The 26,915-nt window shown below is 68.1% G+C and carries 22 protein-coding genes; 14 read left to right on the forward strand and 8 right to left on the reverse strand.

What is annotated here, in order from left to right:
• The first annotated feature begins 9 nt into the window (after positions 1-9).
• The 5 genes from mycP (at position 10) to ACHFIV_RS06875 (ending at position 5,678) form a co-directional block, all read left to right on the forward strand.
• On the forward strand, positions 10-1,275 hold the full coding sequence (mycP, locus tag ACHFIV_RS06855; RefSeq protein WP_398964691.1) for a type VII secretion-associated serine protease mycosin: 1,266 nt from the start codon (positions 10-12) through the stop codon (positions 1,273-1,275).
• A 147-nt stretch (positions 1,276-1,422) separates the two neighbouring features.
• Positions 1,423-1,875, forward strand: a complete 453-nt coding sequence (locus ACHFIV_RS06860; protein ID WP_398964693.1) for a hypothetical protein — start codon at positions 1,423-1,425, stop codon at positions 1,873-1,875.
• 1,746 nt (positions 1,876-3,621) lie between these two features.
• A complete protein-coding gene (locus ACHFIV_RS06865) occupies positions 3,622-4,881 on the forward strand; it encodes a S8 family serine peptidase (protein WP_398964695.1) in 1,260 nt (419 codons plus the stop codon).
• 76 nt (positions 4,882-4,957) lie between these two features.
• The gene (locus tag ACHFIV_RS06870; RefSeq protein WP_398964697.1) at positions 4,958-5,311 is read left to right on the forward strand and encodes a WXG100 family type VII secretion target; all 354 of its coding nucleotides are present in this window, start codon (positions 4,958-4,960) and stop codon (positions 5,309-5,311) included.
• A 67-nt stretch (positions 5,312-5,378) separates the two neighbouring features.
• Positions 5,379-5,678, forward strand: a complete 300-nt coding sequence (locus ACHFIV_RS06875; RefSeq protein ID WP_391775826.1) for a WXG100 family type VII secretion target — start codon at positions 5,379-5,381, stop codon at positions 5,676-5,678.
• Positions 5,679-5,823: 145 nt separating this feature from the next.
• Here the strand turns inward: ACHFIV_RS06875 and ACHFIV_RS06880 are convergent, their stop codons facing one another.
• From ACHFIV_RS06880 to eccCa, 6 genes are all read right to left on the reverse strand, one after another.
• Positions 5,824-6,174, reverse strand: coding sequence for a hypothetical protein (locus ACHFIV_RS06880; protein WP_398964699.1), 351 nt, complete (start codon positions 6,172-6,174; stop codon positions 5,824-5,826).
• A gap of 131 nt (positions 6,175-6,305) precedes the next feature.
• On the reverse strand, positions 6,306-6,908 hold the full coding sequence (locus ACHFIV_RS06885) for a hypothetical protein (RefSeq protein WP_398964701.1): 603 nt from the start codon (positions 6,906-6,908) through the stop codon (positions 6,306-6,308).
• 62 nt (positions 6,909-6,970) lie between these two features.
• A complete protein-coding gene (locus tag ACHFIV_RS06890; RefSeq protein ID WP_398964703.1) occupies positions 6,971-7,594 on the reverse strand; it encodes a hypothetical protein in 624 nt (207 codons plus the stop codon).
• Positions 7,594-9,906, reverse strand: coding sequence for a hypothetical protein (locus ACHFIV_RS06895; RefSeq protein ID WP_398964704.1), 2,313 nt, complete (start codon positions 9,904-9,906; stop codon positions 7,594-7,596). Before ACHFIV_RS06895 ends, ACHFIV_RS06890 begins: the two co-directional genes overlap by 1 nt.
• On the reverse strand, positions 9,906-10,373 hold the full coding sequence (locus ACHFIV_RS06900; RefSeq protein WP_398964706.1) for a hypothetical protein: 468 nt from the start codon (positions 10,371-10,373) through the stop codon (positions 9,906-9,908). The genes ACHFIV_RS06895 and ACHFIV_RS06900 overlap by 1 nt, the downstream gene beginning before the upstream one ends.
• Before the next feature lie 168 nt (positions 10,374-10,541).
• Positions 10,542-14,504 (reverse strand): type VII secretion protein EccCa, encoded by a 3,963-nt coding sequence (gene eccCa / locus ACHFIV_RS06905; protein ID WP_398964708.1) that lies wholly within the window; start codon positions 14,502-14,504, stop codon positions 10,542-10,544.
• Positions 14,505-14,750: 246 nt separating this feature from the next.
• Between eccCa and eccD the strand changes: the two genes are divergently transcribed.
• The 6 genes from eccD to ACHFIV_RS06935 all read left to right on the forward strand — a co-directional run bounded on the left by eccD (position 14,751) and on the right by ACHFIV_RS06935 (position 21,861).
• Positions 14,751-16,253, forward strand: a complete 1,503-nt coding sequence (gene eccD / locus ACHFIV_RS06910) for a type VII secretion integral membrane protein EccD (protein ID WP_398964710.1) — start codon at positions 14,751-14,753, stop codon at positions 16,251-16,253.
• Positions 16,254-16,429: 176 nt separating this feature from the next.
• Positions 16,430-16,720: a 30S ribosomal protein S15 gene (gene rpsO, locus ACHFIV_RS06915; protein ID WP_003965855.1), complete on the forward strand. Its 291-nt coding sequence runs from the start codon at positions 16,430-16,432 to the stop codon at positions 16,718-16,720.
• Between the two features lie 270 nt (positions 16,721-16,990).
• The gene (locus tag ACHFIV_RS06920; protein WP_398964726.1) at positions 16,991-19,204 is read left to right on the forward strand and encodes a polyribonucleotide nucleotidyltransferase; all 2,214 of its coding nucleotides are present in this window, start codon (positions 16,991-16,993) and stop codon (positions 19,202-19,204) included.
• Positions 19,201-20,580, forward strand: coding sequence for a M16 family metallopeptidase (locus tag ACHFIV_RS06925; RefSeq protein WP_398964711.1), 1,380 nt, complete (start codon positions 19,201-19,203; stop codon positions 20,578-20,580). The genes ACHFIV_RS06920 and ACHFIV_RS06925 overlap by 4 nt, the downstream gene beginning before the upstream one ends.
• 61 nt (positions 20,581-20,641) lie before the next feature.
• The gene (gene dapB, locus ACHFIV_RS06930) at positions 20,642-21,394 is read left to right on the forward strand and encodes a 4-hydroxy-tetrahydrodipicolinate reductase (protein ID WP_398964713.1); all 753 of its coding nucleotides are present in this window, start codon (positions 20,642-20,644) and stop codon (positions 21,392-21,394) included.
• A gap of 14 nt (positions 21,395-21,408) precedes the next feature.
• Entirely contained in the window at positions 21,409-21,861 is a 453-nt protein-coding gene (locus ACHFIV_RS06935; protein ID WP_398964714.1) for a hypothetical protein, read from the forward strand.
• A 55-nt stretch (positions 21,862-21,916) separates the two neighbouring features.
• Here the strand turns inward: ACHFIV_RS06935 and ACHFIV_RS06940 are convergent, their stop codons facing one another.
• Positions 21,917-22,471, reverse strand: coding sequence for a hypothetical protein (locus ACHFIV_RS06940; RefSeq protein ID WP_398964716.1), 555 nt, complete (start codon positions 22,469-22,471; stop codon positions 21,917-21,919).
• Positions 22,472-22,564: 93 nt separating this feature from the next.
• Complete coding sequence (locus ACHFIV_RS06945; protein WP_398964718.1) at positions 22,565-22,804, reverse strand: hypothetical protein; 240 nt, start codon at positions 22,802-22,804, stop codon at positions 22,565-22,567.
• A 176-nt stretch (positions 22,805-22,980) separates the two neighbouring features.
• Between ACHFIV_RS06945 and thyX the strand changes: the two genes are divergently transcribed.
• The 3 genes from thyX to ACHFIV_RS06960 all read left to right on the forward strand — a co-directional run bounded on the left by thyX (position 22,981) and on the right by ACHFIV_RS06960 (position 26,584).
• On the forward strand, positions 22,981-23,718 hold the full coding sequence (thyX, locus tag ACHFIV_RS06950) for an FAD-dependent thymidylate synthase (protein WP_398964720.1): 738 nt from the start codon (positions 22,981-22,983) through the stop codon (positions 23,716-23,718).
• 151 nt (positions 23,719-23,869) lie between these two features.
• Positions 23,870-24,769, forward strand: a complete 900-nt coding sequence (gene dapA / locus ACHFIV_RS06955; protein ID WP_398964722.1) for a 4-hydroxy-tetrahydrodipicolinate synthase — start codon at positions 23,870-23,872, stop codon at positions 24,767-24,769.
• A gap of 129 nt (positions 24,770-24,898) precedes the next feature.
• Complete coding sequence (locus ACHFIV_RS06960) at positions 24,899-26,584, forward strand: ribonuclease J (RefSeq protein WP_398964724.1); 1,686 nt, start codon at positions 24,899-24,901, stop codon at positions 26,582-26,584.
• Positions 26,585-26,915: the final 331 nt, after the last annotated feature.

The raw sequence follows: 26,915 nt of genomic DNA on the forward strand, positions 1-26,915 counted from the left end.
AGCGACCAGGTGACCACGCACTCCTCCTTCCGCCCCGGCCGCTCCATCGGACGGCGGCTGCTGACGACCGCGGCCGCCACCGGCGTCGTCCTCGTCACGCTGCCGGTGCTTCCCGCGGCGGCGGACGACTCCACGCAGTGCACCTTCCCGTCGAAGAAGTACGCGGGCCGTCCCTGGTCACTGCAGCGCGTGCTGATGGACGAGCTGTGGGCGCAGTCCACCGGCAAGGGCGTGCGGGTGGCGGTCATCGACACCGGCGTCGACGTCAGGAACCCCCAGCTCGCGAAGGCCGTGGACACCGGGAGCGGCCGTAACCTCCTGGACAAGAACCTCAAGGACGAGAACGGCAACAAGCTCGAGCGCGGCAAGGAGAACGGCACCACCGACGTGGTCGGCCACGGCACCAAGGTCGCCGGCATCATCGCCGCGCGCGAGGCCGAGGGCACCGGCTTCACCGGCATCGCCCCGGACGCGACGATCATCCCGATCCAGCAGAACGACGCCGAGGGCCACGGGACGGCGGAGACCCTGGCCACCGCCATCCGGTACGCCGCCGACGAGGCCGACGCGGACGTCATCAACATCTCCCAGGACACGGCCAACGCGGTGAAGCCCGCACCCGTCCTGCAGCAGGCGGTGAACGCGGCCCTGGCCAAGGAGATCGTGATCGTGGCCTCGGCGGGCAACGACGGCCTGGGCGGAAACGTCAAGAAGACCTACCCCGCCTCCTTCGAAGGGGTCCTGGCCGTCGCCGCGTCGGACCGCAACAACGAACGGGCGGCCTTCTCCCAGTCCGGCGACTTCGTCGGCGTCGCGGCCCCCGGCGTGGACATGATCTCCACGGTCCCGGGCGGAGGGCACTGCTCCGACAACGGCACCAGCTTCTCGGCGCCGTACGTCGCGGGAGTGGTGGCACTCATCAAGGCCAAGCACAAGGACTGGACGCAGGAGCAAATCGTCGCCCAGATCCAGCAGACCGCGGAGCGCACGGTCGCCGGCCACGACCGCCTGGTCGGCTGGGGTGTCGTCGACCCGGTCCGCGCCCTGACCGACGACGACAAGCCCATCGAGAAGCCGGTGGCGCAGGAGGGGCTGAGCAAGGGCGAGGCACCTGTGCCCGCCGCACTCCACCTGGGCGAGACCGCCGGCGAACGCAACGCCAGGCTCGCGACCTACGTCGTGGTGGGCGGAGGCGTTCTGGTCGCCGCCATCGCGGGGACGGCCGTGACCGTGCGCGACAGGCGCAGGCGGCAGGGCCGCTCCGGTGGTGCGTGACACCAGGGAAGTCACGTGACCGACAAGACAGTTGGTCATGTCAGTGCCATTGGCTAGAGTGATGTTGTGGGGCCAGTGCTGTTCACGCGGGTGCGATAGCAACGCGAGACGGACTGTGCAAACGGGGAAACGGGGAAAGGCAGCAACGTGAGCGAAGGCAAAGGGGATCTCCGCAAGGGTGTAGGCGCCCTGGAGACGTTCCAGAAGCGCGTGAACGCGTTGCTGGCAGACCTCGAGGGTTCACCGGCCGGCAAGTCGAAGGTCGCGGCACAGACGGTGTCACGCGCCTCCTTGAGCGGTCAGAACGCCTGCTTCGCGGAAGCGGACGGGCTCTACACCCAGTACAACCGGGTCCACGAGTCACTCGTCACGCTCTCGAAGTCCTTGAGCGACCAGATCGAGTACCTCAACCTGGGCGTGCACGCGGCGGCCGTCGGGTTCGACAACGTGGACGACGACGCACGGCGGCGGTTCTACGAGATCCAGACGCGTCTGCACACGGAGCGTGAGAAGGCGCAGGGCGAGAACGCGGACAAGCCTGAACAGCCCCGTTCCGACAGCAAGACCGGCTCTGCCTACGACGACTTGGGTGATAGCTGATGAGTGACGACAAGCAGCCGGAGCTGACCCCCGCGGAACAGCAGAAGCAGGACGAGCAGAGCGTACAAGGGCAGTTGGTCGTCACGGACGTGACCCGCCAGATGCAGGGGGTGATGGAGGCCTTCGGCTTCGGGGGCTCCGGCTCCTCGGGGCGGACGTCCTTCGAAGGCCATGAGCTGAACGCGATGATCGATCTGATCGAGAACTCCAAGCCGGAGGAACTCGAGCAGGCGGGCAAGGCGCTCTGGGATGCCAGGGACGCCATCAGGGACGCGGCGCAGGAGCTCAAGGACTTCATCAAGGGTGTTGACTGGGAGGGCGAGTCTGGAACGGCCTTCCGGGACTGGGGTAACGGCTTGGTCACCCACGCCGAGAAGCTGAGCGACTTCGCGGGTGTGGCCGGGACGCAGATCACGGTTGCGGGTACGGGCCTGGCTTCGGTGCGCAACTCCCTCCCACCCCGTGACAGTCGGCTCATCCGTAAGTCTCCGGACGAGGTGGAGGCGCCGAAGCGGGTCGAGGGCAATGCCGAGTACGCGGCGGCACTGAAGGTCGAGAAGGACCGACAGGAAGCCATCAATCAGGCGAACCGGCTGGCTTCGTACTACGCGGTCTCCGAGGAAACGCTGGCGGCGCAGGAACCGCCGCGGTTCGAGAAGAAGCTCGACGTGGCAATGCCCCGGCCGCAGGGTGATGGACTCCGCAAGGATGAGGCAGGTTCATGGTCTGACGGCTCATACCGGTCAGGTAGCGGAGGTGTCGTCGGAGCATCGGAGCGGACAGGCGCAGGAAGTCACGGTTCATCGGCAAGTAGTCATGGGTTCGAGACGCCCGTGCCGGTGGCGGCCGTTCCGGACAAGAGCACATCGACGGAGATCAACAGCGTCGCCGCTCCGCCAGCTCCGGTGCATGCGCCGCCCGCGACGTCCCCGGCACCGACCGCTAGCCCTGCACCAGCAGGCCCGACTCCTCCCATGGCGGCGGGCTTCGTGAACCCCGTGACGAGTAGCGCACGGGGCCTTCAGGGGGCACCGGTCCCACGGGCCGTCAGTCAGACCGGGGGCCCCAGGACAGGGGGTCCGACGGGGAACGGCCCTGCGAGCAACAGCCGTTCCGGGCCCCCGGTCGGGCGTCCGGCACCGCTGGGCGGGGGGTCGGCCTCTGGCGCTGCTGGGCGCGTAGGCGGAGGGCCGCAGTCACCCATTGGCGGTCGGCCCCATGTCACCGGTGGCAGGCCGATGGCGGCGGGTCATGGAGGCACGTCGGCTACTACCGGCCCTAGTGCTGGACGCGCAAGTGGCATCGTAGGCGGAACACCGCAGCGCGCCGTCCCGAATACGGGTACGCCTGGCGGGAGTCGTGCTGTCCCGCGCGGCACGGTCATTGGAGCCGGGGGTGCGGCCAGGACTGGCGGCCCGTCCGGCGGAGTCGGCCAGCGTGGTGTCGTCGGCGGGGCGAACGGTGCCCCCCGGTCCGGTGGGCGCGGTACTCCCAGCACGAATGGAGTGGTGGGGTCCCCACGTGGAGGCGTTGCGCGACCTGGTGGAAACGCGCAGGGGTTCACTACCGGGGGTGCGGGGCTCGTGCGTGGCCCTCTAGCCCGGAGGGATGCCAGGGAGGAAGACCAGGACGAGAGCACGCAGCGTCCCGACTACCTGACGGAAGACAGAGAGACGTGGGAGGCCGGCCGGCGTGGAGCTGCACCGCCGGTGATCGAGTAGGTAGTGGGAAGGTTCGGAAGTCAGGATGACAGCAGGAATGAGCCAGACCCGGAAGCGTCGAGTGCCTCTCGAAAAAGGCGGACGTCTGTTCGGAGTGGTAGCCGCAGTCGCCGCGTTGAGTGTCGGTAGTGCGGGAATCGCTCCCTCTGCAATGGCCGCAGATGTGCAGTCGAAGCAGTGGTATCTCGACCCTATGCACGCCGAAGAGATGTGGAAGACAACTACCGGGGAAGGCGTCAAGGTCGCTGTCATCGATACGGGCGTCAACCCGTCTACGGCGTCCCTGAAGGGGCAGGTACTCGAGGGGCTTGATGCCACAGGTGTCGAGGGCGACGAGACCGATGATTACAACGGTCACGGCACCACCATGGCCGAGTTGATCGCTGGCACAGGCCAGGGCGGAGGCTTGAAAGGGCTGGCTCCCGGCGCGAAAATCATTCCGATGAGAGTTGCCGACGCTGATTGGAAGCCGAAGGGCTCCCTGAATTCGCTCGACACGACGGACGCGATTCGGGCTGCGGCCGATAGTGACGCGAAAATTATCAACATGTCGTTCGGTAATGATTTCGTGCTGGATCAAGAGATCCAAGCTGTGAAGTACGCCCAAAGCAAGGGGAAGCTCTTCTTTGCTGCTGTAGGCAACGATGGCAATGAAGACAATAAGCCGGTCTATCCGGCGGCGTACCCGGAAGTTGTCGGTGTTGGCGCCACCGACCGCGAGGGGAAAGTTGCTGAGACATCGCAGCACGGCGACTTCGTGGACATTGCCGCGCCTGGTGACGACATTCCTTTTTGGTGTGACGAGAAATTCGAAAGTTATTGCCAGGGGGATGGTGGGACCAGCGCCGCAACAGCCATCACGTCAGCCGCCGCCGCCCTGATCTGGTCCGCCCACCCGGACTGGACGGCCAACCAGGTCCTCAACGTCCTCTTCGACACTGCCGGACGAGGAGACTGGGAAAAGGGCACGCTCAGCAACTACCTCGGTCACGGCATCATTCGCCCGGCTGTCAACATCCTGAAGGGCAAGGGCGCCCCCGGCGCAGCGGACATCAGCCCGCTCACCAAGGAGAAGACGTCCGGCTCCGCAGGCTCAGCCGCCCCGTCCGCATCAGCCTCGTCACAGCCTGAGAAGAACGAGAAGGCGGACGACGCAGCCATGGCAGGCTCCAGCACGAAGAAGGACGACGACAGCCAACTGGGCCTGATCATCGGCGGAGTGGCAGTCGTCCTCGTGCTCGGCGGCGGCGCCTTCGCGCTCGTACGCAAGCGCCGAGCCGCCTGACCGACCGCAGTTCCTCATCAACACCCCCGGCGGTCACGCCGGACCGAAGAAGAGCACCAGGAAGGAAGCCAGCACCATGGCAGATCAGAAGCTTTCAGATGAAATGCTGCTCAAGCTCGAAGGCGAGCTCACCAAGCGCTTCGACTCCGTGAGGGGCCAGCTGAAGACGCTGCAGGCGACGATCGACAGCCTGGAAGGCGCCTGGAAGGGTGTCGGCGCCAACGCGTTCAACTCCAAGCAGGCCGACATCAACCTCAAGATGGGCAACATCGCCACCCGGCTGGTGAACTTCCAGGAAGCCATCAAGGCGGCCCGGACCATCTCGGGCAACACCGAAGACGAGATCCGGCAGGCCCTCCAGGGTGTGGACGTCGTCGCCGGTCACTCGGAAGGCTCGCAGGCCAAGACCTCGGCCATCAACGCCCTCTGAGACCTGCTGTACCCGTACCACCGCGTACGGGAATTTCACCTCGAACCATATTGAACTGGAGGACCGTATGCCGACCAACGACGGCACGATGGTTGTCACTTACGCAAGTCTGGAGCAGGCCGCCGGGGACATCGACCGGCAGAGCAGGCAGCTTCAGGAGGACCTCGCGTCGATCAAGCGCATGGTAGCCAGCGTGTCCGAGCTCTGGGTGGGCGAGGCCAAGTCGGCGTACGACGCCGCGCAGGCAGGCTGGGACCGCGACGCCACGGGCATCCAGACCGCCCTGGCCGAGATCTCCCGCAAGGTGCGCGACGCGGGTACCGCCTACCAGGCCGGTGACAAGCGGGCGAGGGCCAACTTCGAGTAGGACTCGCCGCACGGCAGACAGGTCAGGGTGGGCACGCACGGGAGGTGCCCACCCTGACCTGTGTCGTGAGGTCGCGCCTGCGTCCCGCCGAGCGGAGGGGGCCGGCATCGAGACGGCCACGGACCGGGGGGGAGCATGGGCACGGTCAGCACCTGCGATGCCACCAGGCCGACTCCGGATCTGCCATGGGCTCGTGACGCGTACGTCGGAGCAGCACCTCGTCCAGGCGCTCGACCCGCACACGCAGTTCGGCGGCGGCCCACGGCGGCAGCGTCGTCAGAGCTTCCCGCAGCGTGTCCCGCGCCCAGCCCTCGCCGCAGCACGGACAGGTGAACTCCGCCTCCCACCGCCTCCACCGGCGTCCGGTGCCGTGGACGCGGGCCGACCACACGCTCAGCGCGACGGACACCATGCCCGGCGTCAGCCGATCCCGCTCCAGCACGCGGATCGCCGCGTTCGCCGCCCCTGACAGGCCGGGGACATCGCGATACCGCACCCAGGGCCTCCTCCAGCCGCGTTCTCGCAGCCGAAGTGAAGCCGGCGTCCTACGCGCCACGGGCCCTTAGAGCAGCAATCATGGACGGCATCCTGTCACAGCCAGCACCAGCCGGACCCGGCCCGGACCTGTCAGCAGGCGCCTTCGCGGCTCGTCACCGCGAAGTCGTACATCGGGACGGTCACCGAGCCGGCGCCACCTGCCACACCAGGGGGCTCGTAGTCCCCGTCCTTCGAACGCGTGCGTACGACGTGCACGCAGAAGGCGGCGTCCGCCCCTGCTGCCTGGACCGTGTAGTCGGCGTCGGAGGGCTTGTTCGAGGCTGTGGCACCCGCGTCCACCCCGCTCTGCGGGGCGCCACCACCGCCGTTCTCGACGACCTCTTCCTCGATCATCTTCGCGGCCTCCTGATCGAAGCCGCTGTCGTCACCGAAGACGTCGCCGAGACCCGACGTGCCGTCGAGCTCCGACGTGGCCTGGCCGACCGCACTGGACAGCTCGTCGTCGCTCCACTCCGCGTCGGCGCTCACGGCCATCAACTGGAACGCCGAGAAGACGCCGATTCCCGCCATCCCGAAGAGGACGACACGCGCGCCGACGAAGGCCGGGTCAGAGATGTCGGGCGCCGACGGGTTGAACGACTCCCGCCAACGGCGAACCCGGTCCGCCCTGACGCACCCCATGGCGACGAGCCCGGCGGCGAGTACGAAGACGACTACGACCAGCGTGTTCACGCCTACCTCCATCTGTGCTCCCCGGCAGAGACCTCATGCCTCACACCACCGCCCTGAGTTGCCTAAAGCGTGAAGGGGAGGGTGCAGCCGGCGTCCTTGTGTGCGAATTCAGCCGTGCTGGTGGCCAGATCGATCAGTTCCTGACGGAACCTCTTCACCGTTCTTTCCGGCTCTGCGGAATCGCGCAACAGGACGATGGTGGTCAGGCCTTGACGGCCGCGGCTGAAACAAGGCGTGACGACGGCGGCCTTGCTCTTCGACACCACCCCCCAGGTGTCCCCGTCGGTGGTGAAACGGTCGAAGTTGTCCGGGTCCTCCGTCTCCACCATCTTGCTTGCGGGGCCGGCACTCCAGGACTCGAAGGTGCTGTTGCCCAGCATGGTGGTCTCGGTCCTGGTGACAAGGAACTCCGAGGCGTCCGTCCTGCCGCTACAGCCGGAGAAGAAGAAGTCGGCCGACCCGTGATTCCGCTGTTCGGCGAACGAGTAACTGGGCTTCGGTGGAGCCAGTTCCCTGATGGCCGGGACGACTTCGCCCGAGGGGCCGAGGTTCTCGCACACGTCCCCGGCCTCGATGGTCCCGACACCTTCGAACGGTGGTATTTCAAGCAGGTAGGCGGCCCCCGCCGCCAGGGCTGCAGCCGCGACCAGGCCGGCAGCGATGATGCGGACCTTGCTTGCGGCCATTACTTACTCTTCTCCTCGAGCTTTGCCGGGTTTCCCTCGCCGTCGATATACGAATGTGTGTTGGCGCCGGCGCTGGTGAACCCCTTCTCTGCGGCGGACGCCACCGAGGCGACGATGTTGGGCGACGGGTTTCCGGCTTTTTCCCCAGCCGTCTTGGCTGCGGTCTCGACAAGCTCGTAGGTCGATACCTTGGTGGCGTCCATGTCCTGACCGTTGCGGTAGATGACTTCTCCAGAACTGTCCTTCATGGCGCCTTCGGTGAGCGCACCGATGATGGTGTCCGCCGCGGTGCCGGCCACTCCGCCGGCGACGACTCCGCCGGGGCCGAGCATGGGCGCTGTGCCGATTCCGATACCAATACCGACGGCACTTCCGACCCAGGTACTCGTCGCCTCGATGGCCTTGTTGTATTCAGCGTCCTTCGCTCCCCCTTCGACCTCCGCCTCGTACGAACGGCCTGCCCCGATGGTTCCCTGAATCTCCCCGGCCACCTCCGCGGTCAATTCGATCGTCTGCTTCAGGTTGTCGTTGTGCGAGAAACCGGGATCGGTGATGAACGCGTCCGGATTGCGGAAATGGTATTCCATCAGGTGGGTTGTGTAGCTATGCTGACCGGCGCTGACCGCTGCGTAGCCTTCCGGATTCTGGCCCAGCTGGTACAGGAAACGAGAAGTGTCGACTTCATCCACCGCCGCCCTGGATCCGGCTATGGGGAAGAGCCTTTCCTCGCCTTCCTGGTTGGCGTTCAACGACCGATGGATATCCGGCATGTACTCGGCGGCGATCTGTCCGATGCTGTCGGACATGTAGCTGTGTTCACTCAGGAGGGCCGGCTTCTCGGAGATGGCTTCGATCAGGCTCTTCGTCAGAGCCGCCTGCTCCGCGTTGTGTGCCGGAGTGTCCGCCGTCGGCATCTCGCCCGCAGGATGCCCGGTCGTCGCTGCTTCGAGGGCCAGGGCCATGTTGTTCCGCCCGGCGATGCTCTTGTCGCCCTTGTCGTCCTGGTCGTCCGGCCAGTCCCGCTCCCCGAAGAGGTAGTCGAAGTTGCTGAGCTCCCTCATCCCCTTCTTTCCGTCTCCGTCGGTGTCCTCCTTGAAGTCGTGATCCTCGTCCTTCGTCACAAAGGTGTCGCTGAAGAACTCCGTCGCGGCGTCGGGGCTGTTCGAGAGAGCCCTCATGAAGCCGGTCATCGGGTCCGACCCCGAGTCGGAGCCCGTCCGATTGAGGAGAGGGTCCATGCCCATGGGCGTCCAGGCGCCGTGGCGTCCGTTGTCGGTGAACTTCTTCTCGGTCTTGATCAGCTCGTTGCCGTAGTCGTCGAGGAACTTGTTGTCGTAGTTGCCCCAACGCATCAGGTTGCTCATCACCTGGAAGCCCAGGGTGCCGGAGGTCTTGGAGACCGGCTGGCTGCCGAGTTCCACCATGTCGCGCTTCCAGTTCGTCATTCCCTGCGTGTCGCTATGGCTGGCGGTCGCAAGGGTGAGACTTAGGTTCTTCTGCAGTTCGTCGTAGTGGTCGACCCTCTCCCTGCCGATGTCGTAGGCGAGACGGGGGTCGTTCAGCCCGGCCCAGAAGTCCAGCGTTCCCTGGGCCCCCAGCTTCTCCGCGAAGCGCGCTGCGAACAGTTCGTCGCCCGCCATCTTCCCGAGCCCGGCGTTCAGCCTGTCGAACTCCTTGACCGTGAGGTCCTCGGGGTTCTTCTTCGCGAGCGCCGAGAGATCGTCGGCCTGCTTGATCGCGTGGGCCGCGGTGTCCCGGTCCTTGTAGTCGGCGCCCGCGAACCCGAGATCGGCCTGGTCCGACAGGGCCTTGAGCGCGACCGAGCCCGTGTGGTCGCTCTCGGTGGCCTTGTCGAGAATCTTCTGGAGTTCGTCGCGGAGCGCGGTGACGTCACTCTGACCGTGGTCGGGGACGGTCGTCCCCTTGGCCGCACGGTCGGGGTGGATGTTCATTGTGACCGTGAAGCCACCTCCGCCGGTCGTGGTGACCGTGAGGTTCTTCTTCAGCCCGCGTTCCAGGGCGTCGTTGAGCTGTCCCTGGTACGTCTTCAGCTCGCCCCGCGTGTCCTTGAGGATGTTCCACAGGGACTTGGCCTGCTTATGGGCGTCGTCGAACTCACGCACCGTCTTGTCGACGAACCCCCGGGTGACATTGGCGTTCTCGCCCGACCAGTCGGCCTTGGCGGCCTTGGCCTTGAGCCCGTCCCGGGCGTCCTCCGCCAGGGTGGCGAGGTTGGCCACCATGGTCGACCAGTCCGTGACGGCCGCGTCAAGCTGCCCGAACTTGGCGAAGCGCAGGGTTTCGAGATCCATCAGTTGTCCGCCTTGTTCTTCTCACCTTTGGGCGCGTTGTCGTCGTCGAACGCCTGGTCGAGCGCGGCGATACTGCTGACCCTGCTGCGCACGTACTGGTCGTCGCCCTGGTGCACGTACTTGGTGAAGTCCATGTGATTCGCTATGTGCCCACACGCATCCAAGAGGGACTTGAGCTGTGTGTCCCAGCGGCCCGCCACGTGCTGGAGGGCGCCACCGAGCTCGAACCCCTGGGTGGTGAGGTCGCCTGCGGCGGTCTCACTGGTGGGGACGGCTACGCGGGCCTCCTTCCACAAGCGGTTGTTCAGCTTCGAAGCCTCGTCACGGACGCCCGACAGGTCGGTGTCGTTCACCGCGAGGTCGCCCTTCTTGCCGCTGCCTCCGGGCCCGGCTTCGTTGAGCTGCATCTGGGCGCCGCTCCTTGTGGACGCGTCGGCCTTCAGTTGCTCCCACTCGGCCCATGCCATGGGTGGAACCTCCAGAGTGTGCCGGCGATGCCGGAGTTTTTCGGATCTTCTGACTGGGGGTGGGGGAGGACAGACGGAAGACAGGGGAGAGAGCGGGCGGGGGCGGAAGCCCGGGAGGGGCACCGGACACCCCGCTCCCCCTCGCCCGAGCCGAACCGAGCGAAAGACCTAGCCGTCCATGAGCCCGGACTGCACCAGCGGGTTCCCGCGCCGCCGGGTGACGAACACACCGCGCCCCGGGGGCATCGGGCGGGGCCGTACATTGCCGAGGATGTCGCCCTCGACGGGATCGCCGGACAGCATCAGGCCCTGCGCACCGAGCTCCAGGATGCGCTGCAGGAAAGGCTCGTACAGGGCCCGGCCCGCTCCCGCCGTGCTGCGCGCGATGATGAACCGGACGCCGACGTCGCGGGAGAACGGCAGCATCTCCGTGAGCTTGGCCAGGGGGTTCCCGCTGGACGTCGAGACCAGGTCGTAGTCGTCGACGACCACGTAGACCGTCGGGCCGCTCCACCAGCTGCGGTCACGCAGTTCCTGCGCCGTGACGTCGGGCGAGGGCGTACGGCGCTTCATCAGGTCGTACAGCGCGTCGGCGTGGTGGTCCATGTTGTTGGACATGGGCACGTACTCCGCCAGGTGCGTGGCCGGAGTGACGTCCAGGAGCGCACGACGGTTGTCGATGACGAAGAACTTGGCCTCGTTCCCCTGGTACCTCTCGGTCAGCTGCTTGATGAGCAGGCGCAGCAGGTTCGACTTGCCGGACTCGCTCTCGCCGAACACGAGGAAGAACGGATCCCGCTCGAAGTCGAGGAAGACCGGCTCCAGGTTGTTCTCGTCGATGCCGAACGCGATGCCCCGCTCCGGCTGTGCGTAACCCGCCGGCAGCTCGCGCGCCGGGAGCTCGCGGGGCAGCAGGCGGACCGCCGGGGCGGGCGCCGCGGTCCAGTGCCGGGCGACCTCCTGGTTCATGGCCGCCGTGGCCTCCGAGAGGTCGCTGTCGGAGTTGATGCCGTCGATGCGCGGTACCGCGGCCATGAAGTGCAGCTTCTCCGGCGTGAGGCCACGTCCCGGAACGCCGGCCGGCACGTTGACCGCGGCCTTGCGGTCGAGCTCGGAGTCCATGACGTCACCGAGCCGCAGTTCCAGCCGGTTCATCAGGTGGTCCTTCAGATTGGCCCGGACCTCCATGGACCGCGACGCCGTGACGATCAGGTGGATGCCGTAGCCGAGACCGCGTTGCGCGATGTCGACAGCCGCTGCCTCCAGCCCCTCGTAGTCCGTCCGGAAGTTCCCCCAGCCGTCGATGAGCAGGAAGACGTCGCCCCACGGCTGGTCCGTCACGGAGATCTCACCGCGCGCCCGCAGTCGGCGGAACGTGGCGATGGAGTCGATGCCCGCGCTGCGGAAGTACTCCTCGCGGCGCGCCATGATCCCGTAGACCTCGGCGACCGTCCGGCGCACCCGCTCCGGGTCGAGCCGGGACGCGATCCCGCCGACGTGCGGCAGGCCGGAGACCGAGGACAGGCCGCCTCCACCGAAGTCGAGCCCGTAGAACTGGACCTCGTGGGGCGTGTGGGTGAGGGCGAAGCCCGCGATGAGCGTGCGCAGCAGGGTGGATTTGCCCGACTGCGGGCCGCCGGTGATCTGCATGTGGCCCGCCGCACCCGAGAAGTCCCGGTACAGCGTGTCGCGGCGCTGCTCGTACGGCTTGTCGACCACACCCAGCGGTACGACCAGGCGTCCCGACCCCTCGAAGCCGGGCTGGGTCAGGCCACGGCCCTCGACCGCGGAGAGCCCCGGCAGGAGCTCGTCCAACGACGGAGGGTTGTCCAGCGGGGGCAGCCACACCTGGTGTGCGGAGGCGCCCCGGCCCTCGAGCCGGCGCACGATCACATCGAGCACCGTGTCGGCGAGGGCGTCGTCCTCGGCCCGGCGCGCCTCGGGCACACCGGCCTGCGCCGTCGGCTGCACGTAGCGCACCGGTACCGGAGCCGCCGTGAACAGCACGGGCCTGCGGTCCACCGGCAGGGGGCCGGAGGCCGCGGCCGGCTGGGCGCCCGAGCGGTACACCCCCGAGACGTACGCCGCCTTGAAGCGCACCATCTCGTCGGTGCCGTACTTCAGGTACCCCGATCCCGGGACGTTGGGCAGGTGGTAGGCGTCGGGCACGCCCAGCGCGGCCCTGGACTCGCCCGCGGAGAACGTACGCAGGCCGATCCGGTACGACAGGTAGGTCTCCAGGCCGCGCAGCCGGCCCTCCTCGAGGCGCTGCGAGGCGAGCAGCAGATGGACGCCCAGCGAACGGCCGATGCGCCCGATCTGCACGAACATCTCGATGAAGTCCGGCTTGGCCGTGAGCAGCTCGCTGAACTCGTCGATGACCAGCACGAGGGAGGGGATGGGCTGCAGCGGGGCACCCGCCGCTCGCGCCTTCTCGTAGTCGTGGATGTTGGCGTAGTTGCCCGCGTCGCGGAGCATCTCCTGGCGGCGGTTGAGCTCACCGCTGATGGAGTCGCCCATGCGGTCCACCAGCGTCAGGTCGTCCGCGAGGTTGGTGATCACCGCGGCGACGTGGGGCATCTGCGCCATACCGGCGAAGGTGGCACCACCCTTGAAGTCCGCGAGGACGAAGTTCAGCGTCTCCGAGGTGTGGGTGACGGCGAGGCCCAGCACGAGCGTACGGAGCAGCTCGGACTTCCCGGAACCGGTGGCGCCGACGCACAGGCCGTGCGGGCCCATGCCCTCCTGCGCGGCCTCCTTGAGGTCGAGCATCACAGGCGTGCCGTCCTCGCCCACGCCGATCGGGACCCGCAGCCGCTCGGCCTGCGAGCGGGCCCGCCAGGTCCGGCTGACGTCGACCGAGGCCGCGTCACCGAGGTTCAGCAGATCGGTGAACTCCAGGTTGGCGAGCAGCGGTTCGTCGTCGTCGCCGCCCGTGGCCACGTGGAGCGGGGCCAGCTGACGCGCGAGCGCCTCTGCGGCCTCGTGGCTCATCAGGTCGGGGAGGCCGTCATAGACCAGGCCGTGCCCCGACTCCAGTTGCAGCGAGTGGGGATCCACCACGACGGAGAGGCCGCCGCGTGCTCCGTTGACCTGGCCCGTGACGATCTCGACGACCGTCACCCCTTGAAGGCCCTCGGCAGACGCGAGCGCGGACGTCGCCGGCACGGACTCGCCGTCGAGGACGACGACGACGTGCGGCTGGTCGAGAAGAGGCTGGCCACCCGGCTGGAACCGGGGCCGGCCGTCGAGGTGACCCGCCAGCAGCTCCTCCAGTTCCACCACACTCGTGCTGATCAGGCGACGGCTGCCGGCGCCGTCGATGGATCCCCGCACCTGGACGTGCGGGAGCCACTTCGTCCAGTCCCAGCGCGGAGCGGCGTCACGGCCGGTCGCGACGGCGATGATCAGGTCCTCGGGGGAGTGCAGCGATGCCAGCGCCCCCACCATCGCGCGGGCCGTGGCGCGCGCGGACTCCGCCTCGCCGCTGATCGTCAGGTGGTAGAAGGCGCGGAGCGAGACCGCCATCGGCAGTCCGTCCAGCGTGCTGTGCGTCGTCAGGAACTGCTGCATCGCACCGGCGGTCAGCGGCTCCAGCTCGTCGACCGGCGCGGTGTCGGGTGCGACGAGGGGCGTGGCGAGCTCCTGGCTCCCCAGGCCGATGCGTACGTGCGCGAAGTCGGCGTCCCCGACCCGGCGCTCCCACACCCGGCTGCCCTCGGCGACGAGCGCCCACAGCTGGTCCGGGGACGGGTGGAGATAGAACTGTGCGTCGCGCTGCTGCCGGGCGGTCCTGAGCACGGCGCGCCGGGTCTGCGTCAGGTACTTCAGATAGTCGCGCCGCATGTCCGCGAGCTGGCCCTGGGTGCCGCGCCGGAAGCGGATGATCATCGCAATGGCCATCGCGATCGTCGACGCGATCATGATCATGCCCATGATCCGCATGATCGGGTTCGGCGTCATGAAGAAGAAGACGACCGAGCCACCCATGCCGAGCATCGGCAGCAGCTGCATCATCACCCCCTCCTGCTGCCCGCGAGGCAACTCGGGCGGAGGTTGCAACTGCACCTGCTCGCCCGGAACTTCGGAGGGGAGGGCCCGCGGTGGGCGCTTGACGACAATCTGGCTCACAGCTCACCAATTCCCTTGCCGGACGGAACTGTTCCTATCGGCGCCCCCGTGGCGACGGGTTCCGTCCGCGGGAGGATCCTACTGGCGTGCCCCCTCACCCCAGGGCGGTAGGGTGTCGCGACGCGTGTACGCATCCGCTAACTACCGCAAAAAAATGGGTCATTCGGGACGCAAGCAGAGCTCGGTGCCCAGGGGTGCGTTTTCAGGAGATTCCAGCAGGACAACGAGGGGGAGCAGCACGTGACTATGACGGCCCAAACGGCGGCTACCGGATCCGGGCGGCCGGGTCCAGGAGTTCCGTCCGGCAACGGAACCGGCTTCTGCCGGGTCACGGTCGTCGCGCCCGACAGCCGCGTCGACGTGGCGCTGCCCGAGGACATCCCCGTCGCCGACCTCTACCCGGAGATCCTCCGGCTGTCGGGGCAGAGCCCCGCCCAGGGCGCCCCGGTCGGCTACCACCTGGTGCGCCGTGACGGCACCGTCCTCGACAGCGGTCGCACCCTGGCCGGCCAGCGCATCCTCGACGGCGAGCTGCTCTCCCTGCGGCCCTTCTCGGAGTCACTGCCCCCCGCGGTCTTCGACGACGTCTCCGACGCCGTCGCCACCGCCGTAGCCCGGGACCGGACCCTCTGGGGCGACAGCCTCATGCGCTCGGCCGGGCTCCTCGGCGGGTCCGTCCTGCTCGTCCTGCTCGGCTTCGTGCTGTGGACCTCCGACGTGCGGCACGACATGCACGGGCTGCCGGGCATCCTGGCCGGCGTCACCGCCCTGCTGCTCCTCGCGCTCGCCTGCGTGCGTGCGCGCGTCTACGCGGACCGTGGTTCGTCGATCGCGCTGGGCGTCGGAGTCCTCGCCAACGCCGCGGTCGGCGGTGCGGGCCTCCTGCCGCTCAGCGCGGGCCAGGGCATCGGCAGGCTGCAGTTCCTGCTCGCCTGCGCCGCCGTGCTGGTGGCGTCGGTGATCCTCATGATCGCCGCTCCCGAGGGGGACGGCACCTTCGTCGCGTTCGTGTTCGCCTCGGCCATCGGCGTACTGGTCACCTTCATCGCGATCATGACCGGCATGGAGCCCGCCGAGACCGCAGCCGTGTGCGCCCCCCTCTCCGTCGGTCTCCTCGGCTTCCTGCCCGGGCTCTCCACCCGCTTCGCCCGACTCCCGATCGGCTTCGAGCCGCCCCGCACCACCGCCGGTGACTACGGGGCGTCCGACCCCGCCCCGCAGGGCCCCGTCGACGCCGAGCGCATCACGGCCCAGGCGCGGCGCGGCCACGAACTGCTGGTCGGTCTGGTCGGCGGCTGCGCGCTGGTGGCCGTGGGGGCCGCAGCGGTGCTCGGCTTCTCCGACAACGTCTGGGGCCAGCTGCTGGCGCTCGCCACCGGGGTGGCGATGCTGATGCGCGCGCACCTGTTCCGCTACACGGCCCAGGTCGGCTGCGCCCTGGGGGCCGGTCTCGCCGCACTCGTGCTGCTCGGCCTCGGCCTGTCGCTCAACCCGCCGGTCGAGCTGATCCGCGAGGCACTGAAGGGGGACGGGGCGGGACTCGACATCCGCACGATCTGGCTCACCGCCGCCGTCGCCGGAGTCGCCGCGCTGATCACCGCCATAGGGCTGATCGTCCCGCGCAAGGGGGTCACCCCGTTCTGGGGACGGTTCCTGGAGGTCGCCGAGGCCTGCGTCCTCCTGACGCTGCTGCCGCTCTGCCTCGCCGTCTTCGACGTCTACCACTCGATCCGGGCACTCACCAGCTGACACCCGTCGGGGGTGCCCCGGGGGACTGGTACTCTGACCAGTGGCCGTTTGTGTACGCGTCCCCGGATCATCCTGGGGGCTGCGCTCATCGGACCTTCGCCTCCGAGTCATGGAAGCTCCCCTGAGATCAAGACCAGGGGCACTCGTGGGCGCATCGAACATCAAGAGGAGTACGCGTGCCGCTCGACGCCGCTACGAAGAAGCAGATCATGTCCGAGTTCGCCCAGAAGGAGGGTGACACCGGATCCCCCGAGGTCCAGGTCGCCATGCTCTCCCGCCGGATCTCGGACCTGACGGAGCACCTCAAGACGCACAAGCACGACCACCACTCCCGTCGTGGTCTGCTGATCCTGGTCGGCCAGCGTCGCCGCCTCCTGCAGTACCTTGCCAAGAAGGACATCCAGCGCTTCCGTGCGCTCGTCGACCGCCTCGGCATCCGCCGCGGTGCGGCCGGCGGCGCCAAGTAAAGACGCTGTCGAAGGGAGCGGTACCCACTTCCAGGGGACCGCTCCCTTTGCCGTACGTGCGCTACAGGGCCCCGGCTCAGTAACCTGGACGTACAACACCAGACGAGGAGAGGCGCCCCACGGCCGCCGCCGGTCCTCGGTAGTGGCCCCCGGGACAACGCCCGGGAGCTTCGATCGAAGACCGGCCCCGCACACAAGGTGCGCTTCTCCGCACCGTCCTCCGCCACACGGGCGGCAGGACGAAAGACGACGAGTATGGAGAAATCACTAGTGGAGAACGAGACCCACTACGCCGAGGCCGTTATCGACAACGGAACCTTCGGCACCCGCACCATCCGCTTCGAGACGGGCCGCCTGGCCAAGCAGGCCGCCGGCTCCGCCGTCGCGTACCTGGACGACGACACCATGGTGCTGTCGGCCACCACCGCTTCCAAGCGGCCCAAGGACCAGCTCGACTTCTTCCCCCTCACGGTGGACGTCGAGGAGCGGCAGTACGCGGCCGGCAAGATCCCCGGCTCCTTCTTCCGCCGTGAGGGCCGGCCCTCCGAGGACGCGATCCTCACCTGCCGCCTGATCGACCGCCCGCTGCGCCCCTCCTTCAAGAAGGGCCTGCGCAACGAGATCCAGATCGTCGAGACGATCATGGCGCTCAACCCCGACCACCTGTACGACGTGGTCGCGATCAACGCCGCGTCCGCTTCCACGATCCTGGCGGGCCTGCCCTTCTCCGGCCCGATCGGCGCCACCCGCGTCGCCCTGATCAAGGGCCAGTGGGTCGCCTTCCCGACGCACACCGAGCTCGAGGACGCCGTCTTCGACATGGTCGTCGCCGGTCGCGTCCTCGAGGACGGCGACGTCGCGATCATGATGGTCGAGGCCGAGGCCACCGAGAAGACCATCCAGCTCGTCAAGGACGGTGCCGAGGCCCCGACCGAAGAGGTCGTCGCCGCCGGCCTCGAGGCCGCGAAGCCCTTCATCAAGGCGCTCTGCAAGGCCCAGTCCGACCTTGCCTCCAAGGCCGCCAAGCCCACCGGCGAGTTCCCGGTCTTCCTCGACTACCAGGACGACGTCCTGGAGGCGCTCACCTCTGCCGTCAGCACCGAGCTCGCCAAGGCGCTCACCATCGCCGGCAAGCAGGAGCGCGAGGCGGAGCTGGACCGCATCAAGGAGATCGCGGGCGAGAAGCTCCTCCCGGCCTTCGAAGGCCGCGAGAAGGAGATCTCGGGTGCCTACCGCGCGCTGACCAAGAAGTTGGTCCGCGAGCGCGTCATCAAGGACAAGGTCCGCATCGACGGCCGCGGCGTCACGGACATCCGCACGCTCGCCGCCGAGGTCGAGGCCATCCCGCGCGTGCACGGCTCGGCGCTGTTCGAGCGTGGCGAGACCCAGATCCTGGGCGTCACCACTCTCAACATGCTCCGCATGGAGCAGCAGCTGGACACCCTCTCCCCGGTGACCCGCAAGCGCTACATGCACAACTACAACTTCCCGCCGTACTCCGTCGGTGAGACCGGCCGCGTGGGCTCGCCCAAGCGCCGCGAGATCGGCCACGGCGCGCTCGCCGAGCGCGCCATCGTGCCGGTGCTGCCGTCGCGCGAGGAGTTCCCCTACGCGATCCGCCAGGTCTCCGAGGCGCTGGGCTCCAACGGCTCGACGTCCATGGGCTCGGTCTGCGCCTCCACCATGTCGCTGCTGAACGCCGGTGTGCCCCTCAAGGCCGCCGTCGCCGGTATCGCCATGGGCCTGATCTCGCAGGAGATCGACGGCAAGACCCACTACGTCGCCCTCACCGACATCCTCGGTGCGGAGGACGCCTTCGGCGACATGGACTTCAAGGTCGCCGGCACGAAGCAGTTCGTGACCGCGCTCCAGCTCGACACCAAGCTCGACGGCATCCCCGCCTCGGTCCTGGCCGCCGCGCTGAAGCAGGCCCGTGACGCGCGTCTGCACATCCTGGACGTCATGAACGAGGCCATCGACGTCCCGGACGAGATGTCCCCGAACGCCCCGCGGATCATCACCGTCAAGATCCCGGTGGACAAGATCGGTGAGGTCATCGGCCCCAAGGGCAAGATGATCAACCAGATCCAGGAGGACACCGGCGCCGACATCACGATCGAGGACGACGGCACCATCTACATCGGTGCCCAGCAGGGCTCGCAGGCCGAGGCCGCCCGCGCCACGATCAACGCCATCGCCAACCCGACCATGCCGGAGGTCGGCGAGCGTTACCTGGGTACGGTCGTCAAGACCACCACCTTCGGTGCGTTCGTCTCCCTGATGCCCGGCAAGGACGGCCTGCTGCACATCTCGCAGATCCGCAAGCTCGCCGGTGGCAAGCGTGTGGAGAACGTCGAGGACGTGCTCGGCGTCGGCGCCAAGGTCCAGGTCGAGATCGCGGAGATCGACTCCCGCGGCAAGCTCTCCCTCATCCCCGTGGTCGAGGGTGAAGAGGACGAGAAGAAGGACGACACCGACAAGTGACGTCCCGTAGTCCCGTGACGACGGCCCGCCCCTCCTCGGAGGGGCGGGCCGTCGCCCGTACCCAAACGCTTCTCAAGGGCAGCAACGGCATCGGCACGGTCCGCCGTACCGTCCTCCCCGGTGGTCTCCGGGTCGTCACCGAGACGCTGCCCTCCGTACGCTCCGCCACCTTCGGGATCTGGGCCAACGTCGGTTCACGCGACGAGACGCCCACCCTGAACGGCGCGACGCACTACCTCGAACACCTCCTCTTCAAGGGCACCGCCAAGCGCAGCGCCCTGGACATCTCGTCCGCGATCGACGCGGTCGGCGGCGAGATGAACGCCTTCACGGCGAAGGAGTACACCTGCTACTACGCGCGGGTCCTGGACACGGACCTGCCGCTGGCCATCGACGTCGTCTGCGACATGCTGACCGGCTCACTGATCGCCCCCGAGGACGTGGACGCCGAGCGCGGCGTCATCCTCGAGGAGATCGCGATGACGGAGGACGATCCCGGCGACTGCGTGCACGACCTGTTCGCGCACACCATGCTCGGCGACACGCCCCTGGGCCGCCCGGTGCTCGGTACCGTCGACACGATCAACGCCCTGAACCGCGGCCAGATCGCCCGCTTCTACAAGAAGCACTACGACCCCACGCACCTGGTCGTCGCCGCCGCCGGCAACGTCGACCACGCCACGGTCGTGCGACAGGTCCGCAAGGCGTTCGAGCGCGCCGGCGCCCTGAGCCGCACCGACGCCGTGCCCACGGCGCCGCGCCAGGGCTCCCGCGCCCTGCGTGCCACGGGCCGTGTCGATCTGCTGAACCGCAAGACGGAGCAGGCCCACGTGGTGCTCGGCATGCCCGGCCTGGCCAGGACCGACGAGCGCCGCTGGGCACTCGGCGTCCTGAACACCGCGCTCGGCGGCGGCATGAGCTCCCGCCTCTTCCAGGAGGTCAGGGAGAAGCGCGGCCTCGCCTACAGCGTGTACTCGTACACCTCGGGCTTCGCCGACTGCGGACTCTTCGGCGTGTACGCGGGCTGCCGCCCCAGCCAGGTGCACGACGTCCTCAAGATCTGCCGCGACGAACTCGACCGCGTGGCCACGGACGGACTCGGCGACGAGGAGATCGGCCGCGCCGTCGGTCAGCTCGCCGGTTCCACCGTCCTCGGTCTGGAGGACACGGGCGCCCTGATGAACCGCATCGGCAAGAGCGAGCTCTGCTGGGGCGAGCAGATGTCCGTCGACGACATGCTGGCGAAGATCGCGGCGGTCACGCCCGACGAGGTCCGGGCCGTGGCGGCCGACGTCCTCGGTCAGCGGCCCTCGCTCTCGGTCATCGGCCCACTGAAGGACAAGCAGGCGGACCGCCTGCACGAAGCGGTCTCCTGACCGTCCGCCGCACCGCTGGACACCCGTCGGTTCTCCTGACCACCCCGTAAGGAAAGAGCACATGAGCAAGCTGCGTGTGGCCGTTCTCGGCGCCAAGGGACGTATCGGCTCCGAGGCGGTGCGAGCCGTGGAGGCCGCCGAGGACATGGAGCTCGTCGCCGCGCTCGGCCGCGGCGACGAGCTGCGGACCCTCACGGACAACGGCGCCCAGGCGGTCGTCGAGCTGACCACACCCGCGTCGGTGATGGACAACCTCGACTTCTGTGTCCGGCACGGGATCCACGCGGTCGTGGGCACCACGGGCTGGACCGACGAACGGCTCGCGCGGCTGAACACCTGGCTCTCCGCTTCCCCGGGGACCGGTGTGCTCATCGCGCCGAACTTCTCCATCGGCGCGGTCCTCACGATGAGGTTCGCGGAGCAGGCCGCCCGCTACTTCGAGTCGGTGGAGGTCATCGAGCTCCACCACCCGAACAAGGCCGACGCCCCCTCAGGAACGGCCACCCGCACCGCCCAGCTGATCGCCGCCGCCCGCGAGAAGGCCGGGGCGGCGCCGCAGCCCGACGCCACCACCACCGCACTGGACGGCGCCCGCGGCGCGGACGTCGACGGCGTGCCGGTCCACTCGGTCCGGCTCCGAGGCCTCCTCGCCCACCAGGAGGTCCTGCTGGGCGGAGAGGGCGAGACCCTCACCCTGCGCCACGACTCGCTGCACCACAGCAGCTTCATGCCGGGCATCCTGCTCGGCACCCGCCGCGTGGTGACCACTCCCGGCCTCACCTTCGGCCTGGAACACTTCCTCGACCTGAACTGACTGGGCCCCACCCCATGCGCGCAAAGCTCACCTACGCCGTCACCGCCGCCGTCCTGGTCTTCTACTTCGTCCTGGCCGGCAGCCGGGGCGTCCTGCTGATCAGGCACGGCACGCTGCTCACGGTCACCTTCGGCGTGGCCGTACTGATCCTGCCGGTGATCGGCGTCTGGTTCCTCTGGAAGAACACCCAGTTCGTACGGAGGGCCAACGTCCTGGCCGCCGCACTGGACGCGGAGGGCGGGCTCCCCGTCGACGAGCTGGTACGCACCCCGTCGGGGCGCATCGACCGGGATTCCGCCGACGCCGTGTTCGCGCGGCGGCGGGAGGAGACCGAGGACAGTCCGGACGACTGGCGCTGCTGGTTCCGGCTGGCGGTCGCCTACCAGGACGCGAGGGACACCCCACGCGCCCGCAAGGCGATGCAGCGTGCCATCGCCCTGCACAGGGACGAGCCGGTACGCGCCTGAAGGCGCCGTACCGGCTCGTGAGGTGTCAGCGCGGCCCTATGAGGGCCGACAGGCTTCAGCCGCTGGTGCGGTACTCGTCGCCCCAGGCCTCGACCGTGTCCGTGGCACGCTCGAACGCCTCGGCGCGAGCCAGGAAGTCCGCGTTGTGGTCGGTGACCAGCGGGGCCAGCGGCTCGCCGCTCCGACGCACCACGATCAGGGCCTGGCCCTGCACGGTGCGCGGAAGCCCGAGCCACTTCACCGGCTGCTGCACCGTACGGACCGCTGCGGCATCCTGCCAGCGCACCGTGGTCGTACGGAAGAAGCCCACCCGGCGTACACCGTGCCGACTGACCCAGGCGCCGACCCGCAGGAGCCTCAGGGCCCCAGCGATCACCGCGGCGGCGAGCGCGAAGCACGCTCCGGCACCGGACAGCGTCCCGGCGAGCGCGATGATCATCGCGGCGAGCAGCACGAACGACGCCAGCAGCAGCAGGGTTGCTGCCGCCGCGACACGCCACGGCCCGGGACGGTACGGCCGCCGCCAGCTGTCGTGGTCGTCGAACGGCAGCGCGATGTCCTCCGCGTCCGCGTCGAATGCGCGGTCGGCCGTCAGGAAGGGCAGGGGCACGACTGATCCTCACTCACAAGCACGCTCGATTGCTGTGCCCGGTGAGGCTACCGAGCAGCCCCCCGGCCGACCACCCCAGGGGGCCCGTACGGGTCAGCGGTGCCGTGAGGCCTCGGACGTCTGACTGTGGGACGGCGTCCGGTCGGTATCGAGCGCGGGCAGGCCGAAGAGCAGCGAGCCGGCGAAGCCGGCGATCAGCGTCAGCCCTACGAGGCACTGGCCGGCCAGCTGGGAACGGCTGGCGCGCTGACGGGGAGGAGGAGTGACATTACTGCGGAACCGGTCGGCCTCGGCAACGAACGAGAACGGGACGGATTCACGCCGGCGGAACATGAGGAAGCTCTCCTTGAACTCTGTGGCGGGTGCTGCTAATGAGTCAGACGTACGAGAGGCTCGATCGGTGCCCGAATCGCCGAACTCCGTCAAGAAATTCCCGCTGACGGAGGCCCCTCTCCGGGGCCCGTAGAGTGGACGCCGCCCGAGCGACGCAATTGGAAGGACCCCCGCCGGTGACCGACACCCCCGAGCCCACCAAGGCCCACTTCCGCAGCGATGTCACCGTTGACCTGGTGAAATCGGCGGCCAGCGACTCCGACGTGCTGTTCGCGGCCCGTGTGTCCACGGCCGGGGAGCAGTCCCTGGAAGAGGTCGCGAAGGACCCCGAGCGCTCCAAGGGGCTCATCAACTTCTTGATGCGGGACCGGCACGGCAGCCCGTTCGAGCACAACTCGATGACCTTCTTCATCAGCGCCCCGATCTTCGTGTTCCGCGAGTTCATGCGACACCGCGTGGGCTGGTCCTACAACGAGGAATCAGGCCGCTACAGGGAGCTCGAGCCGGTCTTCTACGTCCCGGGCGAGACCCGCAAGCTCATCCAGCAGGGCCGCCCCGGCAAGTACGAGTTCGTCGAGGGGACTCCGGAGCAGCACGAGCTCACCAGCCGTGCCATGGAGAAGTCGTACCGCCAGGCCTACGACGCGTACCAGGAGATGCTCGCCGCCGGGGTCGCCCGTGAGGTCGCCCGCGCCGTGCTCCCCGTCGGCCTGTTCTCCACGATGTACGCCACCTGCAACGCACGCTCGCTGATGCACTTCCTCGGCCTGCGCACCCAGCACGAACTGGCCAAGGTGCCGTCCTTCCCGCAGCGCGAGATCGAGATGGTCGGCGAGCAGATGGAACAGCACTGGAAGACCCTCATGCCGCTCACTCATGCCGCGTTCAACAAGAACGGGCGGGTAGCCCCGTAAGCGGTGTCCGTATTGCGACGTTTGGTGAAGTTCATCTAGGCTGATCAAACGGACCCGGCACTGCTTGAACCCCCGAGCAGGCAGTGCCGGGTTCCTCTTCCTCGTCCCCCGAGGGAGCGCGGCGCTCCGAGCAACGAGTAGCGTGTTACCCATGGCTCCGATCTCCACTCCGCAGACCCCCTTCGGGAGGGTCCTCACCGCTATGGTCACGCCGTTCACGGCGGACGGCGCAATCGACCTCGACGGCGCCCAGCGGCTCGCCGCCCATCTGGTGGACGCAGGCAACGACGGCCTGGTCGTCAACGGCACCACGGGCGAGTCACCGACCACCAGCGACGCGGAGAAAGACCAGCTCGTACGGGCTGTACTGGAAGCCGTAGGCGACCGGGCACACGTCGTCGCCGGCGTCGGGACCAACGACACCCGGCACAGCATCGAGCTCGCCCGGACCGCCGAGCGCAGCGGCGCCCACGGCCTCCTCGCCGTCACCCCGTACTACAACAAGCCACCGCAGGAGGGCCTCCTCCGGCACTTCGGCGCCATCGCGGACTCCACCGGACTCCCGGTGATGTTGTACGACATCCCCGGCCGCAGCGGTGTGCCGATCGACACAGAGACGCTCGTGCGCCTCGCCGAGCACCCCAGGATCGTCGCCAACAAGGACGCCAAGGGAGACCTGGGCCGCTCCAGCTGGGCCATCGCCGAGTCCGGCCTCGCCTGGTACTCCGGTGACGACATGCTCAACCTCCCGCTGCTCTCGGTCGGCGCAGTCGGTTTCGTCTCCGTCGTCGGCCATGTCGTCACCCCCGAGCTGCGCGCCCTCGTCGAGGCGCACCTCGGCGGTGACGTGCAGAAGGCCACGGAGATACACCAGAAGCTGCTCCCCGTCTTCACCGGGATGTTCCGCACCCAGGGCGTCATCACCACCAAGGCGGCGCTCACCCTGCTGGGCCTGCCCGCCGGTCCGCTGCGCCTGCCTCTGGTGGAACTCACCGCGCAGGAGACGGCCCAGCTCAAGATCGATCTGGCGGCCGGTGGGGTACAGCTCTGACACGGACTTCACAACTGAATACGCGAGGACACTCGCGGCGGTAACACCACCTGACAACAGCAAGTGCACGAATGACATGCGCGCCACGTGCCCTCAGCGGTACGTGGCGCGTGTGGTAAGGAGAGTCTTTTGAGTCATCCGCATCCTGAACTCGGTACCCCGCCGAAGCTCCCGAAGGGCGGCCTGCGGGTCACCCCGCTGGGCGGCCTGGGCGAGATCGGCCGCAACATGACGGTCTTCGAGTACGGCGGCCGCCTGCTCATCGTCGACTGCGGTGTGCTCTTCCCCGAGGAGGAGCAGCCCGGCATCGACCTGATCCTTCCGGACTTCACCACCATCCGGGACCGCCTGGACGACATCGAGGGCATCGTCCTCACGCACGGCCACGAGGACCACATCGGTGGCGTCCCCTACCTGCTCCGCCTGAAGCCGGACATCCCGCTGATCGGCTCCAAGCTGACCCTCGCACTCATCGAGGCCAAGCTCCAGGAGCACCGGATCCGTCCGTACACCCTCGAGGTGGTGGAGGGACAGCGCGAGCGCATCGGAGTGTTCGACTGCGAGTTCATCGCCGTCAACCACTCCATCCCGGACGCCCTCGCCGTGGCGATCCGCACCCCCGCGGGCCTGGCCGTCGCGACCGGTGACTTCAAGATGGACCAGCTCCCGCTGGACGGCCGTCTCACCGACCTGCACGCCTTCGCCCGGCTGAGCGAGGAGGGTATCGACCTCCTCCTGTCCGACTCGACGAACGCCGAGGTCCCCGGGTTCGTCCCGCCGGAGCGGGACATCTCCAACGTGCTGCGCACGGTGTTCGCCAACGCGCAGAAGCGCATCATCGTGGCCAGCTTCGCCAGCCACGTCCACCGCATCCAGCAGATCCTGGACGCCGCCCACGAGTACGGCCGCAGGGTCGCGTTCGTCGGACGCTCGATGGTGCGCAACATGGGGATCGCCCGTGACCTGGGCTACCTGAAGGTGCCCGCCGGTCTGGTCGTCGACGTCAAGACACTCGACGACCTGCCGGACGACGAGGTCGTGCTGGTCTGCACCGGCTCGCAGGGTGAGCCGATGGCCGCACTCTCGCGCATGGCGAACAGGGACCACCAGATCCGGATCGTCCCGGGCGACACGGTGATCCTGGCGTCGTCGCTCATCCCCGGCAACGAGAACGCGGTGTACCGCGTGATCAACGGTCTGACCCGCTGGGGCGCGAACGTCGTCCACAAGGGCAACGCCAAGGTCCACGTCTCGGGCCACGCCTCGGCCGGCGAGCTGTTGTACTTCTACAACATCTGCAAGCCGAAGAACCTGATGCCGGTCCACGGCGAGTGGCGCCACCTGAGGGCCAACGCCGAACTCGGTGCGCTGACCGGCGTGCCGAAGGACCACATCGTCATCGCCGAGGACGGCGTGGTGGTCGACCTCGTCGACGGCAAGGCGAAGATCGTCGGCAAGGTGCAGGCCGGCTACGTGTACGTCGACGGCCTCTCGGTCGGCGACGTCACCGAGACCTCCCTCAAGGACCGCCGGATCCTCGGCGACGAGGGGATCATCTCCGTCTTCATCGTGGTCGACAGCTCGTCCGGGAAGATCGTGGGCGGTCCCCACATCCAGGCCCGCGGCTCCGGCATCGACGACGGTGCGTTCACCGCCGTGGTGCCCAAGGTCGAGGAGGCCATCAACAAGTCGGCACAGGACGGGGTGATGGAGCCGCACCAGCTCCAGCAGCTGGTCAGGCGCACGGTGGGCAAGTGGGTGTCGGACACCTACCGCCGACGTCCGATGATCCTCCCGGTAGTGGTCGAGGTCTGACCCGGCGGCCGTCACCAGGCCGCCGACCAGGAGCGGGGCGTCTCGATTTGCATCGAGGCGCCCCGCTCCAGTACGTTTGAGATTCCGCCCGAACGGGAAGCACCTCGCGCACTTCTGTGCCGAGCGCCCTTCGAGGAGGCGGGAAATCCGGCTCAGAATCTCTGATAAAGTCGGATCCGCCGAAAGGCAAAGGCCACTCCACAGGCCACCGGAATCAAATTCGGACCGGAAATGGAACGAAAAAGAGTCTGGTAAAGTTGGAGGCGCAGGAAAGGGAAACGCGAAAGCGAAGAACTGGAAAGCGAATCAGCAAGAACCCGCTTCGGCCGGG

The sequence above is a fragment of the Streptomyces sp. ALB3 genome (assembly GCF_044385685.1).
GTDB lineage: Bacteria > Actinomycetota > Actinomycetes > Streptomycetales > Streptomycetaceae > Streptomyces.